Genomic DNA, 14,124 nt, shown 5'->3' with positions numbered 1-14,124 from the left:
GCCGCCGCGCGTGAAGTGATGGATAGACTATGGGAAATCCACCCAACAGGTTGAACACAGCGGTGAAATAAGTGGGCGCATCGTCGTGAGCGTGATTGGAAGTTAAGAACATTGAAGAAGCAAAAGTAACAGACGCCGATAAAGTTTTCCACCTCTTAAAGCCGCAGGACAATTTCATATTTTCCGAAGCTCGGTTCCCAGCCTATGTGGGCGCGTGGGGCACTGGTAAATCGTTTGCTGGCATTCAACGGGCGATGATCCTTTCGAAGAGAAGCCCGGAAGAACCTTTGGCGTTATCTTCCGGACGGGAATATACGATTTGCGTGATTCCACTTGCAAAGATTTTGAGAAGTATACGGGTAGTTAAGATTTCTTTCCGAGCGGTCTGTGGAGTTCCCGAACAAATCAGAAATCCTGTTTCGTCACCTCGAAGAAATTCACGGCGTTGTTCAAAACATGAACCTGGGGTGGTTCTGGATTGAGCAGGCGGAAGAACTTGAAACCGATGAGACGTTCAACGTCCTACGCGGCCGATTGCGCCGGACGTTAAACGAAGAACGGGATTTTTAACGGCAAACACGAACGGAATAACTGGATTTACCGAACGTGGAAAGTTGGATCGACAAAGACTATGACCTTCACGAAGCAACAAGTTTCGACGCCGAGAAATATCTGCTTGCGGACACGATAACCGATTGGAAAAAGCTGAACAGTCGTCCCCGAAGATTTACCGACGTTTTGTACTCAATTCGTGGGAAGAGTCTGACACCTCCGACATCATTATTCACCCGGATTGGGTGGAGAAGGCCAAGAAACGCGACCTCATTACGCACGTTCCATTTCGACGCATCGTCTCGTGCGATGTGGCGCGTTACGGCGACGATAAGACGGTCGTTTACGCCATTGAGAACGGGAAGGTGTTGGACAAGGCGTCTTGGGGGAGAAGAAGACACGATGGAGACGGTGGGGCGGTTGTTGATGTTCGCGCACAAGAACGGCGCGATTGGCAGTTTTGCCATTGACGAGATTGGAGTCGGCGGCGGTGTTGTGGATCGATTGCGTGAGCTTGGGCACCACGTTATCCCGGTTAATGCGTCCGAGCGCGTGGAGGGTGGTGGGTATTATAACCGCCGAGCCGAGATCTACGGGAAGGGCGCTGACATGTTCCGTGACGGGTTCGTTCAGATGCTTTCCAACGATTCGGAGGCCACCGAAGAGCTTGGTTGGGCGAAGTACAAGGAAGTGAAGTCGTCAGGCGAGTTCAAGGTTGAAGCCAAGGAAGACATTAAGAAACGGTACGGCCGTCCCCTGACCACGCGGACGCTTTGCTGATTGGGTTGTGGGCGATGGGGCAAGCGAAAGTTCACTCGAAGGTTGATCAGTACTGAGTTGCGGCGGGCCGCAAAGGTTAGTGAAAACCCAGTGGGGGTTTTGGGATGAGCTACGGAAAAAGAAAAAGATTTAAATTGCGATCGTTCGATCAAAGACCTGCAACGGGCTTACCGGGACAAATCGAAGTTGATAAAGCGGGAAAAAGAGGATTTTCTTTGGTGCCTTGGTAAGCAGTGGGACTGACGAAGATCTTGCTAATTTGGCCCAGGCCGGATCAAGCCGGTGACGGACAACCGATTCAGGCAAACTTTTCCTTTTTGACCGGGTTTGAGAGGCAGAACCGAACCGATTTCAAAGCGTTTCCGGAGGGGCAAGAGGACGACATTAAGGCGGAGATTGCAACAGGGTTGTTTAAACACGCAATCAAGACAAGCGATTTCGGTGCCAAATCGTCCGACCAGTTCAAAAAGACGGGGCAACGTGCGGGAATCGTTCCTTGAAATGTATCTGGACAACACAGAGAACATCCTAAACGGAAAGCCGTGCTGGAAAAAAAGCTAGACGGTGCGGTTGTTTTGATTGATCCCGATTCGAGGGAGTACGACCTCACAGACGCCAAATACGTTTACAAGCTAAGCATTGACCTGTGCGAGGACGCTGTTGTCGCTCTTTACCCGGAAAAAGAGAAGCAGATTTGCGACATGAACGGGGCCAGCTCGATTATGGCATGGGCGACGATGCCAACCACGTCCAACGGGAGGATTACGGAAAGAGCGGCGGGACACGATGGGCCTTCCAGAAGAAAAGACCTACGACCTCATTGAGCGGTATTACAAGAAATGGGTCAAGCACTATTTCATTGGCGACCGTGAGACCGGGTGAGATAACGGAAGCAAAGGACAAAGAGGCGGCGTAGTCGTTTATTGATAGCTATGTTGGCCAAATCGAAAGCGATGATGCCTGTACCAGTCCGGCGTTGTCACCGCGTCCGTAACCGCCAGCAACCCCCAATGGCACCACCCAAGCGCAACCCGGATCGGTTCACCATCATTGAGCGCAAAGTTCCCGAAATCTGGTTGTTTGCGCATTTGCCTGGCATGAGCGAACCATTGGCGAACGAACGCGCCTAGTTCTATCCCGAAGTGGAAGTCCTACCCTTTTATCCCCTACTACGCACGGTTCTCGACGGCTCCGCTGACTGGCGAAGACCGCCACCTCCTGGTGCAGGGAATCGTGCATGGCGTGAAAGACGCGCAGGAACGGCATAAACAAAGCCTCGACGTTGATGCTTCGCCACCTCAATACGTCGTCCAACAGTGGTTGGTTAACAGAAGAGGACGCATGGGTGGACCGTGCGCAAGTGCAAAACTTCGGGTCCGCGCCCGGCGTGAACCTTGAATACAAGCAGGGCCGACAGAAGCCGAACGGATCTATCCGACGCCCTTTGTCGCAGGGCCACGCGGCGCTGACGGCGGAGAGTGCCGAAGACATCAAGGCACAGCTTGGGATTAACGCTGACTTGCTGGCATCGCAGGAGGGTGGTGCGGAATCAGGACGCCCATCGCCTTGCGCCAAAAACAAGGTCTTCTGATGGTTCAGGAATTGTTCGACAACCTGTCCAGGACGCGGCAGATCGCAGGTCGTTTCCTGTTATCGCAGTTGGGCGAGATTTACGACACAGAGACAGCGAAAAATGTTTTAGGACAAGCGTTTCTTGAAAGAGTTTTCCGCCTCTGATGCTGGCGAATCCTCAAACGGGTCAACCCGAAGCCCCCCAAGGGTTGGCGTAAAAATACGGCGCAAGACGCGCCGGTGGAATCGAAAGAAATTCAAACAGTTCAGGCGATCGAGCCTGTGAAAGTGGAAAAACCTGTTTCAACGGTGGACCGGGTCGCAGGGACTGTTTATCCGCCCGAAATCGAGAAATCGCGTGAAGTTCTAAAAGCACCCGATTGCGCCAGGCCAGGCGTTTTTTGAAGCACCTGACGGGTTTGTGATTGTGGGCGAAGAAAGCAAAGACCGCGCGTTTTATCGTGCCGGAAACAATGGAAAAGGGTTTTGGATCAACAGGATGCGAGGTTAACGCCATGAGCGAAAATACAACGGAAACCATCGAACTGACAACTCCCGAGGTTGCGAATGGTGAAGTCGAATCGAAACCGACGCGAGGTTTTGAAAGAGCGCGGATGGACGAAAGAGGAACTGGACGCCGCCGAGAAGCGCGGATGGTGGCAAAAGAAGAAGTGAAGGAAGAAAAGAAAGAACCAGTCCAGGAAGTTGTTGAACCGAAGGAAGAGCCTAAGGCAGAAGAGAAGGTTGAAGAAGAGGTGCAGGAAAAGAAACCGACCGGTTTACCCGATTTTACGTTTAAGACGCCGGAGCAGGAAAAGGCGTGGGCTGACGCTTTGGGCCTGGGACGCCGCAACGCGGTCTTTATTTCAGGATGAAAAGTGAACGGCGCGAACGCCAAAAGATCGAGGCTGAACGTGACCTCCTTGCGCGCGAGGTTGAAGAGTTGCGGGCGCGGACAAATCCAGCGGTTAAGAGTTCGGAATCGGAAGGTGATATGGCGTCCCTTCTGTCTGGACGAGACTGGCGGAGAAGAAGACAAACCTTTGACGTTGCGGCAATTAAAAGAAATGGAAGCGAAGAAAGCCAAAGAGAGCAGGAAATGACGGCGCAGCAGGTTCGGTTAACGGAGGTGCACCGAGAGCAAGAAGAGTACGCGCGGACGGTATACCAGGAGTGTGACGACGCTGTTGTCCGGCCGCGGGAAGGGATGTAAAAACCTGGACGAAGTTGTGCCTGAAAAATGGAGACAGTCAAAGGTTGTAAAGTTAATGAAAGATTTGCAGGTGGCTGCACGAGAGGCGGATAAGTTGGGTCCAGACGATTACAACGCGGCTCATATCGCCTACGAAATCGCGCAGTACCACCCCGATCACGGGAAGCCAAAGGCTGAAAAACCCGAAAAGGCGAACGGGGGCCATACGCCCGAAGCGATGAAGCGCATAGAACAAAACACCCAAAGACGCGCGTCCAGCGCGAGCGTGGCATCTGGTTCTGGATCAAGAACCATCTCTGTTGACGAGATCGGCCTTAAAGAACTCAATGCCATGACTTCCGTTGAACGTTGGAAGTTCCGGGAAAAACACCGGACCGCTACGAGCGGATCGTCCGAGGGTAAAACCTAAAGGAGACGAACAATGGCTAATACTGTAAGCATTGACGCGCTTCGTCAAGAGCTATGGTCAAAAAGAGCTTCTTGATGACGTGATGAAAGATGTTGAAAACGTGACCCGGTTCATGGGCGAAGGTGCCGACAACGTGATTCAGGTGTCCCGCGACCTCGAGAAATCCAAAGGCGACCAGCAGACGTTTGGTTTGGTGGCGCGTTTGGGTGGCGACGGCGTGACCGGTGACGACGAGTTGGAAGGCAACGAAGAGTCGCTGAGCAGCTATGCGGAAGTGGTCGCTATCGACCAAATCCGTAATGCTGTGCGTCTGACGGGTCGGTTGGACAACCAGAAGGTCGTGTACGATCAAATCGGCAAAGCTAAAGAGAACCTGCGCGTGTGGATGAAAGAGTTCATCGCCCGCCAGATTTTCTTGAAACTTGGCGGCGTGACCAACACGACCCTTGTCGATACCAATGGCAAAGTCATTGGTGGTCGCGCGTTGTGGTCCAACACGGCTGACTTCATTCCCGATGCGGACGAAGCGGCTGGCGTCGGTGCGCGGTATCTGTGCGCCGAAACGACCGGGACGGACGGGCTTGCTGATGCGGACATCATGACTCTTGACTTGGTGACCAAAGCGGCGACTCTGGCGAAACTCGCGGAACCGAAGATCCAACCCTTGAGCGTTGGCGGGGATGACTTCTATGTCATGTACCTGCACCCTCTCTCGGCGCGCGATATTCGGATGTCCAGCGACTGGAAAACGGCGGTTGAAAACGCGCAGATGCGTGGCGACAAAAACCCCGTGTTCCGTGGCGCGTTGGGCTTTTGGTCCAACGTGTTGCTCCTGGAAAACGAGTACGTGCCTTGGCTGGACATTTCGGTCTCTGGCAACTCGTTCCGTGGCGCGGCTGTCGGTACGGACTGCGCGGCCGACTGTGCGCGTAACTTGCTTGTTGGTCGTCAGGCGATCCTGATGGCCCAGGCGTCCAGCAAAGACGCCCTTTGTGGTCGAGAACTTCGATTACAAGAACAAGGAAGGCGTTGCCGAAACTTCATCGGTGGCCTGCAGAAGACGATGTTTAACTCCGGGCGAATTTGGGGTTATCGCCGTCGACGCCGCCGCGAAGCTCTAAGGAGAGATCACATGGCCGCTATTACTGAACCCTGAGCAAACGGACGGAGTTCGCTGGCGACTACAAGATGTTGGTTGTCACCTGCGTTCCCACGTCCGCTTCGGATACCGTGACGCTGACGGCTGCGACGCACGGGATCACCGAAATCGCCGCTGTTATTCCCTTGATTACTGCGGGGAACGATGCGGCGTTGCAGACTGCCTACGCGAGCGTGAGCGGGTTGGTTATCACCCTGACCACTGCCGCCTCGGGTGGCACTGCCGCGACCGACTGGACCGGGGCGACTGTTGCCCTGATCGTCATTGGTCGTTAAATGAATTGACTGTACTCCGGCGTATATCCGGAGCGAGAGGGTGGAACGCCCTCTCAAATTTGATTGAGAGGTGAGCAATGGGCGTTGTTCGGCGCGGTAACGGGTACGGTGTCCGGCAAGTGTTCGACCCCGTGGAGCGTATGTGGACGTTCCAGTCGCCTGAAATTGTTACCGAGCCCATGAGGACCGCGATGGTCAACAACGTGCTGGCCATACAGAACGGGAGGCGGGTTGACTGCCTCCGCAATTTTGGGCCTGGGCCGAGAAACGACGCTTTTCTGGACTCGATCAGGGCCTTGGAAGAGGGACGATACCGTGTTGTGGTGTCGAACCGAGACAATGAGGTTTTTGCATTTAAGCAAACAGTAGGAACGGGGAAGGCTTTTAGCCTCCCGACAGGAGGCTGACAATGGCATGGACGACGCGGACGCCCGATCCTGCGTTTGCGTGGCAGTACAGAACAAACAACCAAATCGCGCAAGCGGGTCGTGGGGTGTGGATGGATTTTGTGTTTATGGGCTTTGGATACATGATTTGGAACCCGAGATATTCGAACGCGAATGTGAACGGCGACTTTTGGGTTAAGCGCACAACGTCAACAGTGAGTTGGAGCCGGAGGTAATTATGGGTTTAACGGAATCGGAATATCCTGAATTAAGGGCTGAACTTGACGCAGATCCGGCGGGACTTGGGTATGCTGGTAAATTTGGGATCGAAATAGAGGCGATGATGAATTTGGTTGCAACCAACAACACGGACCCGTTTAGGCGCGTTTTGCGCACCCGTGTGGAGTCCTGGGAGATAATCGGGGCAACGACATACGGGCAATACATTGGCTTGACCGCTGACCAAAAGCAGTTGTACGGTGCGATTATCGCGTGTGGTCATGTTGATCCGAGTGACGCGACGATTCGGACACATTTTGCGCAACTATTCCCAACCGGAGCCAGTCGGACACAGTTGGAAGTGTTGCGGTGGCGTGGATCGTCTAGGGCGGAAGCGTTGTTCGGTGATGGGGTGGTGGTTCGATATTGGGATATTGACCAAGCGAGGGCTCTCTAATGGCCAATGCTATTCCGGAGAAGTTTTCAACACCTACGGCGTTTACGATTACGGTGGCGAACTTGGCGAGTTCGACAGTCGGAGTAGGTCAGCAATCGACTTTGATAACGAACACGCAGGGATACAAAAGGATTTATGCGTACATAATGTTGAAGCTGGGTTCAACGACTCCAACGGGGAACCGCTTCGCTTACGTTTACGCAATTCGTGGTGATGGGACGACCCGCGACGATGGGGCCGGTGCTTCGGATGCGGGCTGGACACGGCTGAACGCTGACGAGGTGCGTACCATCGGTAACAAGGCGAGCCCTGCGGCTGGCGATTTGATTTACGGAGTGGCTGTTATTGAGAACCCGGGTCCGGAGTGGGGGATCGGTATTGTCCACGATACGGGTGTGAATTTTGACTCGACGGGTGGCAACCACTACCTGTATTGGGTCGGCGTCTATCCAGAGGTGCAATGATGCTCCAAGGGACGCGGTTCGGGAAGATTCTTGAAACACGTGGCGGAATGTTCGGGTACACGATGGGGAGCGGTCAAACATCTTCTTTTGTTGGAGGGCGTGGAAGTTTGGTGCGTGTGGGTGAACCGACTCGGGCATACGGGAAATACGGGCAATGCGCCGTATTCAACGGGACGAACCAGGCGTACACGCTCCCGTCATTCAACATGGGTCCGGGGTGTTCGTTCGGTGTGCGGTTCAAGCACACGGCGACGACGGCAAGCATGACCTTGGTTGATTTCCCGCAGTCGGTAGGTGGCGGGACAGTGATTTATATGAGGGCGAACGAGGGCGGGACCGGGAAAATCAACATTGCCGGATTGTCTCCGTTTTTCAACGTGGTAAGCTCTTCAAGCAGTTTTAATGACGGTCTTTGGCATAGTGCGGTCGGCGTGTACGGTTCAAACAGTGGGACGATGACGCTTTTTGTTGATGGGAAGCAAGAGGGGAGTGTGGCGGCGACGGTTCCCAGGTTCCTGTCCGATTACCCACGGGTGGCCTCGGAGCGGTGGCTTGGAGCCGATTATAGCTGGTACAACGGGAGTCTAGCTGATCCGTTTTGCGTTCAAACCATTTTGACGTTGCAAGATGTCCGACTTTACCACACGGACATGGGGAAATATGGGGAAGACAATCCGTCTCTTGGGCTTCCGTTTATTCGTTCTCGACCTTGGATATATTACCAACAGATGCGGAGGGCCGCCTAGATGTTCTTAAGACAAAGCACGGCATCGCAGTCGGTAGCCATCGGTCCTTTTGTGGATGAAACGGATTTTAAAACAGCGGAAACGGCGCTGACTATCAACAATACCGATATTAAGCTGGTGGTTAACGGTGGGGCATCGGCGAACAAGAACAGCGGTGGCGGGACGCACCGCGTCAATGGAGTTTACGGTATCACCCTGGACGCAACGGACACGGCAACAGTTGGCGAGATGGAGATTTCCGTTGTTGTTTCCGGGGCGTTGCCGGTGTTCCACAAATACCGGGTTTTGGAGGAAGCTGTGTACGACGCTTTGTTTGCGGCGTCGGCTCCTGGGTACGTGGCGAATGCTTCTGGTAAATGTGGCGCAGATTAGTGGAGACGCGACGGCGGCGGACAACGCCGAATCGTTCTTTGACGGGACAGGGTACGCCGGAACAAACAACGTGATGCCGACAACCACGACCGTGACAAACGGCGTGACGGTGACGACCAACAACGATAAGACGGGGTATGCACTCTCTGCTGGCGGTGTCCAGGCAGTCTGGGACGCTTTAAGCGCGGCGTTATCAACCGCCGGAAGCATTGGGAAGCGCATTGTTGATTATCTGACGGGGGACAGTTACACGCGACTTGGCGCTCCGGCGGGATCGTCGATTGCGGATGACATTTCAAACGTGAGCGGCGGAACGCTTAGCATTCGGCCAGTTAAAAACGCGGTCTTCAGCAATTTCATGTTTCCAATGTATGACGCCACGACCAAAGCGCCTCTTGCTGGACTGACAGTAACGGCGCAAAGAGCCATTGACGGTGGGGGTTTGCTTCGTGCGCGAACGCCGTTTCTTCTGTTGGCAGCGGCGTTTACAAGATCGACCTTGCGGCGGCCGACTTGAACGGCGACAAGGTTATGTTCAAATTCACGGCGACAGGGGCCGACGTTCAGCTTGTGGAACTGTTTACCCAGGGATAAGGGGGATCTATGGATTTGATGACAGGATCGGAGCTTTACGACTACATCGTTCGGACGTTTAAGCGAACGGACAAAGAAACGGAAATTTACGAAGCCATTACAGACACTATCCTCGATTTGCAGGTTCGGTTCGGTTTTGACGCCCAAAAGGTCGAAGCCTATACCACTGCTGGTATAACGGCGCTTGGCGACTACAAGTTGGACCTGCCGGACGATTTCGGATCGATCGTTGGAGACGTCCGATTCGCGGATGGAAACGCTTCGTGGGGTTTGCAGAAACGGTCAAAGCTCGAATTTAATGAGCGGTTCCCTGACCCGGACGATGACGACGCGATCACGGGTCAACCAACGGACTACTGCATTTTCGGGAAACAAATTCTTTTAGGGCCTGTCCCGGATCGGACGGATTACATTTACCAACTAGATTACACGACCGTCCTTGCTGATCCAGTTACGAGCGCAACATCGTCTGTTCCGTTTTCGGATATCGGGAGAGAATGTTTGCGGTACGGCGTTTTAGGACGAATATACGACGCCCTTGATGAAGATGGATTGGCAACAAAGAACTACACGCTTTATGAGAAAGAAGTTCAAAAGCTCAAGATACGTGATCTGCGAAACGAGCAAGAAGTATTTACGGTGAAGCAGGTGGAGGTTTAATGCCGGTCAAGCTAAACGTCCCGTTACCATCAGGCGGTCTGATTGTTGACCGGCCGGGTGAGTTCGTTGATACGCGGTCGGCGACAAACTCAAAGAACGTCGATGTGAACCGGAACATCATTCGGAAACGGCCTGGGACAGTGGCCCTTGGCGCAACGCTCGCTGAACAGATCATGCGCTATTTCGAGTTGCAGGTCGGAAGCACGTCGCGGCTGTTCCGTGTTGGGATTACCGACATCCAGGATTTGACTAAAGCAACGTCAACGTGGAACAGCGTCACGGCATCGGCATTGACGGCGACCGTTGATGACCATGTTAGTTATGCGTTCCCGTTGTTGGCTGGGGCGAAGACGGCGGTTTACACGAACGGCGTTGATGCAATTCGTAAGGTCGGAATAACCGGGGATGATGCGGACCTTGGCGGAACGCCTCCGTTGGCGCGGTTTGTCCGGGCGTTTGGCCCTTACCTTGTTCTTGGCTATATCACCGATGGCGGGACAACATACTATTCGCGTGTCCAGTGGTGCGATACGGGCGACCCGGAAACGTGGACGGGCGGAAACGCCGGGAGCGTTGACCTTCTTGAAGACTCGGCGGACATAACCGGCCTGGGCCTGTTTGGAAACTTTTTGACGGTTCACAAACGGGAATCTATTTATATCGGCCAGCTTGTAACCACGTCCGATGTGTTCCGGTTTGATCGAAAGCCAACCGGGGTTGGGACTGTGGCCGAAGCCACGATTGCGAACCTGCCGAGCGGCGAACAGGCGTTCTTGGCTTTGGACGGGATTCATTTGTTCAACGGCACAACGGCCCCGCTGATAAGTGCGCCGATCCAGGACGAATTGCGGGAAACAATTAACCCGGCGGCAATCCACCGATCTTGTGGTGGGTACGTTGAAGGATTGGATGAATACTGGTGCGCAGTTCCTATCGGCGGATCTTTGACGCCGAACACGATTTACAAATACAACACGATCACGGGCAAGGTTTATAAAGATGAACGGCCGGACATGACGACGTTCAGCTTTTACGTCAACACGACAGAAGACACATGGGATTCAGCAGTTGGTATTTGGGACACAGAGACCGAACGATGGGATAGTGCGGCGGCTCAGTCCCTTACAAAATTGATTGTTTTTGGTGATTCGGCGGGCCTTTCGACGGTAAAGAACCTGGGGGCATACGCGGACAATGGGGTTGCGTTTGCGTCAAATTTCGAGACAAAAGACTTCACAGCCGCCGATTTTGGGGTGCCTGACTTTGACAAGATTATGAGATGGAAAGGCATCGAAATCTGGGGGACGGGGACAGGGGTAGCCCTGGACTATTCGATAGACGGCGGGACGACATGGGTAACTGTGGGGACAGGCACATTGACCAGTAATATCGGTGCCGATTCCAGCCCTGCCGAGTTTTATTTTGATGTTGTTGCGTCTCGGATTCGGTTTCGGTTCTCGAACGACGAAAGCAATGGGACATTTTCAATGACCAAGTACCAGATTGAAGCAACGCCAAGAGAGTATCGCCGATGACGCTTTACGCTGAACCCATTATACCGCTGACCCCGGAGTCGGAGTTCGACAACCGACTTTCCAAGGGGATCAACGATTGGGCGTTTGTTTTGAAGTCGATCCTTGATGGTGGGATTTCGTTTGCGGACAATGCGGATGTATCGTTCGTGACGGTGACAAGTCACCTGACACCAGGGACGGAGTTCTCCGTGGCGCACACCCTGGGCAAAGTGCCTACGGGGTACATTGTTACAAAACAGGCTGGGGCCGGAAGCATCTACAATGGGACGACGGCCAACACAGCAAGCACGATTTATTTTCGTTCGGACGTGGCAAGTACGTCGTTCACTTTGATGGTTTTTTAAGGAGGAGTTTATGACCTGGGACGTTACGACACCGGCAGGAAGTGAGAACAGGATTTTGGGTGATGACCGTATCCGTGAATTGAAGACGGATATACAGACGTCTTTGCGCGGGGACGAAGCGGAAGGCGTCGAGGCGGTGTTTCCAGGCGGGGACACGGCGAACCCGGTTTATCGGTATCGTGGACTTAAGGACACAACGGCGAACCGCCCAGCGGCGGCGCATCATGGTTTGTTCTTTGACACCACGCGGAACGTGTTACAGCGGTCAAACGGGACAACGTGGGACGATGTTGGGACGATGATACCGTCAGGAACAGCAGTTGTGTTTTATCAAGCATCCGCGCCGGTAGGTTGGACTGCTGTTGCGGCAAACGATAAGTTTCTTCGTGTTGTGACGGCTGGCGGGACTGGCGGGACGACGGGCGGAACTGTGGCGGCATCGACAAGTTTAGCGCACAGCCATACAGTTAATTCTCATACACACACATCGGGAGCGCACTCTCATTTGTTTGAGTATGATTCCCTAACAACCGATGCTCTTGCTTATACCACGCCAACATTTGCAAACGCTGAATTTGGATTAAGGACAATAGATCAAACATCGCCATTCACTTATTCTGACGTTATGGGGGAGCAAGGTGATGATGGACGATTGAAATACAAGACGGGCGGAAGCGGCGGATTTGTGACGCAATCGTATCGTAGTTATGGGTATCCATATACGAAAACAGATGGTGGGAGTGTTGCAACAAGTGCAGAAACGCCAGATACAAATTCGCAACTTGGTGCGTTTGCTTACGCTGATGTTATCGTTGCGACAAAAGACTGAGGAGGCTCTGTGAAAATTATCTTGGCAATGTTTTCACTGTTTTTGCTGTCTTGCGAAGCCAGACATAAAATTATCGAAGGCGGGAAGACGTCTTCGCCTTTGCCTTCGGTCTCGATGCGCGTTGGAGAGAAATCGGTTATTCATGGAATCGCGTGTGGTGAGGAGCTTTCAAAGGCTCCGTGTTGTGTTTTCGATTTCTCTGTTAACGGATCTTCAACGACAATAAACGGGATCACAAACGGGATCGGGATTTTGTATTGCGGGGATCAGGCTGTTGCCGGTGTTTTTGTTGCAAAACCCGGCTACCCACTTGAATAGGAGATAATGCGAAGTGTCGTTTTGCCCGTTAATTAAGAAAAAGTGTGTGGGAGCCAAGTGCCGGTTCTGGACACACCTGCTGGGGAAGAACCCGCAGACGGAAGGGACCATAGACAAGTTCGGATGCGCGATTGAGTTCTTGCCGATCTTGCTTGTGGAGAACGCGCAGATGGTACGGCAGGGGGCGGCAAGTACGGACAAAGTGGCGAACATGGTGAACGGTTTGCGTGGTGAAGTAAACGAGAGTAATAGAATTTTGTTGGACGCGAAACATGAACATCAACGGCTCCTGGACGCCGGTAGCGGACGTTAAATGACGACGGACAGGAGGATTTTATGGCAATCTGGGGAGCCATTGCGGGCGGTGCCGCCAGCGGTTTAGTAGGTGGGTTGTTGGGTAAAAAGAAGACGAGCCAAGTTCCGTTGGAGACGGCGGAACAACGTGCGGCCCGTCAGAAGTTGATGGGGTTTGCCAATACCGGACAGTTCGGAGATTTCAAGGCGGGTGCGGAAGTTCCCCTTGGTTACGGCGACTACAACGCCACGGGGTACGAACAACAGGGACTTTCAAACCTTCAACAGTTGCTATCCCAAGACATTCCGGAACAGTACCGCCTTGGGGACGACGCTTTACAGGCATACCTCGCCACTGACCCGACGGACGTTTCCGCGCAATTCAACCCATTTAAACAACAGACGGAACGGCAGATTGCCGACTCAAACCGGGCGTTGAAACGGAACGCCGGGTTTGCCGGGAACCTGTACTCGACCGACACGATCCGACAGCTTGGCGACATTCAAGCGCGCGGGAACGAAACGCTTACGTCCGAACTGGCGCGGCTTACCGACAGCGCGCTGAATCGCCGTCTGCAAGCGATCCCGTTGGCCTACCAGAGCGCGGAAGCAAAACGAAACGCCGCAATACAGAACGTTGCTGCGAGCCAACAGTACGGTTCTTTAACGCGCAAGTTGAACGACGCTGCGATCAAGGCGCGAGATGCCGAACTCTTGCGGCGTCGGCAGGAGTTGCAGTTACCGATCCAAGCCGCGCAGAGTGTTGCCGGACAGTCTTCGCAATTCGGTGTTCCGTCCGTCACGACAAGCCCCTACCAAGATCTGATGAAGATGGTTGGTCAGGTTGGTGGTAGCTACTTGTCCAATAAGCTATTTTCTGGCGGGGGCGGCGGTGGCGGCGGGGGCGGCGGTTGGGACGATTATAGTGACCTTTGGGAGGTTTAAA

The 14,124-nt window shown here is 53.6% G+C and carries 19 protein-coding genes; all 19 read left to right on the top strand.

Annotated elements, in window-relative coordinates; genetic code table 11:
* Positions 1 to 387 precede the first annotated feature (387 nt).
* The 19 genes from IPI56_11090 to IPI56_11000 all read left to right on the top strand — a co-directional run bounded on the left by IPI56_11090 (position 388) and on the right by IPI56_11000 (position 14,123).
* Complete coding sequence (locus IPI56_11090; protein ID MBK7546268.1) at positions 388 to 570, top strand: hypothetical protein; 183 nt, start codon at positions 388 to 390, stop codon at positions 568 to 570.
* Positions 571 to 954: 384 nt separating this feature from the next.
* Entirely contained in the window at positions 955 to 1,332 is a 378-nt protein-coding gene (locus tag IPI56_11085) for a hypothetical protein (GenBank protein MBK7546267.1), read from the top strand.
* A gap of 1,285 nt (positions 1,333 to 2,617) precedes the next feature.
* Positions 2,618 to 2,923, top strand: a complete 306-nt coding sequence (locus tag IPI56_11080) for a hypothetical protein (protein ID MBK7546266.1) — start codon at positions 2,618 to 2,620, stop codon at positions 2,921 to 2,923.
* A gap of 221 nt (positions 2,924 to 3,144) precedes the next feature.
* Positions 3,145 to 3,309 carry a hypothetical protein gene (locus tag IPI56_11075; protein ID MBK7546265.1) on the top strand — a complete coding sequence of 55 codons (165 nt, stop codon included), beginning with the start codon at positions 3,145 to 3,147 and terminating at the stop codon, positions 3,307 to 3,309.
* 20 nt (positions 3,310 to 3,329) lie between these two features.
* Positions 3,330 to 3,779 (top strand): hypothetical protein, encoded by a 450-nt coding sequence (locus IPI56_11070; GenBank protein ID MBK7546264.1) that lies wholly within the window; start codon positions 3,330 to 3,332, stop codon positions 3,777 to 3,779.
* Positions 3,776 to 4,117, top strand: coding sequence for a hypothetical protein (locus IPI56_11065; GenBank protein MBK7546263.1), 342 nt, complete (start codon positions 3,776 to 3,778; stop codon positions 4,115 to 4,117). Before IPI56_11070 ends, IPI56_11065 begins: the two co-directional genes overlap by 4 nt.
* The gene (locus IPI56_11060; protein ID MBK7546262.1) at positions 4,080 to 4,526 is read left to right on the top strand and encodes a hypothetical protein; all 447 of its coding nucleotides are present in this window, start codon (positions 4,080 to 4,082) and stop codon (positions 4,524 to 4,526) included. Before IPI56_11065 ends, IPI56_11060 begins: the two co-directional genes overlap by 38 nt.
* Positions 4,527 to 4,557: 31 nt before the next feature.
* Positions 4,558 to 5,682, top strand: a complete 1,125-nt coding sequence (locus IPI56_11055; GenBank protein ID MBK7546261.1) for a N4-gp56 family major capsid protein — start codon at positions 4,558 to 4,560, stop codon at positions 5,680 to 5,682.
* A gap of 32 nt (positions 5,683 to 5,714) precedes the next feature.
* Entirely contained in the window at positions 5,715 to 5,960 is a 246-nt protein-coding gene (locus tag IPI56_11050; GenBank protein MBK7546260.1) for a hypothetical protein, read from the top strand.
* Between the two features lie 1,061 nt (positions 5,961 to 7,021).
* Positions 7,022 to 7,486 carry a hypothetical protein gene (locus IPI56_11045; GenBank protein MBK7546259.1) on the top strand — a complete coding sequence of 155 codons (465 nt, stop codon included), beginning with the start codon at positions 7,022 to 7,024 and terminating at the stop codon, positions 7,484 to 7,486.
* A 107-nt stretch (positions 7,487 to 7,593) separates the two neighbouring features.
* On the top strand, positions 7,594 to 8,232 hold the full coding sequence (locus tag IPI56_11040; protein ID MBK7546258.1) for a hypothetical protein: 639 nt from the start codon (positions 7,594 to 7,596) through the stop codon (positions 8,230 to 8,232).
* Positions 8,233 to 8,604 carry a hypothetical protein gene (locus IPI56_11035; GenBank protein ID MBK7546257.1) on the top strand — a complete coding sequence of 124 codons (372 nt, stop codon included), beginning with the start codon at positions 8,233 to 8,235 and terminating at the stop codon, positions 8,602 to 8,604.
* Positions 8,576 to 9,121 (top strand): hypothetical protein, encoded by a 546-nt coding sequence (locus IPI56_11030; protein MBK7546256.1) that lies wholly within the window; start codon positions 8,576 to 8,578, stop codon positions 9,119 to 9,121. Before IPI56_11035 ends, IPI56_11030 begins: the two co-directional genes overlap by 29 nt.
* A gap of 86 nt (positions 9,122 to 9,207) precedes the next feature.
* A complete protein-coding gene (locus tag IPI56_11025; GenBank protein ID MBK7546255.1) occupies positions 9,208 to 9,858 on the top strand; it encodes a hypothetical protein in 651 nt (216 codons plus the stop codon).
* A complete protein-coding gene (locus IPI56_11020; GenBank protein MBK7546254.1) occupies positions 9,858 to 11,393 on the top strand; it encodes a hypothetical protein in 1,536 nt (511 codons plus the stop codon). The genes IPI56_11025 and IPI56_11020 overlap by 1 nt, the downstream gene beginning before the upstream one ends.
* The gene (locus IPI56_11015; GenBank protein MBK7546253.1) at positions 11,390 to 11,737 is read left to right on the top strand and encodes a hypothetical protein; all 348 of its coding nucleotides are present in this window, start codon (positions 11,390 to 11,392) and stop codon (positions 11,735 to 11,737) included. Before IPI56_11020 ends, IPI56_11015 begins: the two co-directional genes overlap by 4 nt.
* A 10-nt stretch (positions 11,738 to 11,747) precedes the next feature.
* On the top strand, positions 11,748 to 12,566 hold the full coding sequence (locus IPI56_11010) for a hypothetical protein (GenBank protein ID MBK7546252.1): 819 nt from the start codon (positions 11,748 to 11,750) through the stop codon (positions 12,564 to 12,566).
* 9 nt (positions 12,567 to 12,575) lie between these two features.
* Positions 12,576 to 12,884, top strand: coding sequence for a hypothetical protein (locus IPI56_11005; GenBank protein MBK7546251.1), 309 nt, complete (start codon positions 12,576 to 12,578; stop codon positions 12,882 to 12,884).
* Between the two features lie 336 nt (positions 12,885 to 13,220).
* Positions 13,221 to 14,123, top strand: coding sequence for a hypothetical protein (locus IPI56_11000; protein ID MBK7546250.1), 903 nt, complete (start codon positions 13,221 to 13,223; stop codon positions 14,121 to 14,123).
* The last annotated feature ends 1 nt before the right edge of the window (position 14,124 follow it).

It is taken from the genome of Elusimicrobiota bacterium, assembly GCA_016706425.1.
In the GTDB taxonomy this organism is placed as follows: domain Bacteria; phylum Elusimicrobiota; class Elusimicrobia; order FEN-1173; family FEN-1173; genus JADJJR01.
This window is presented reverse-complemented; position numbering and strand designations above follow the sequence as displayed.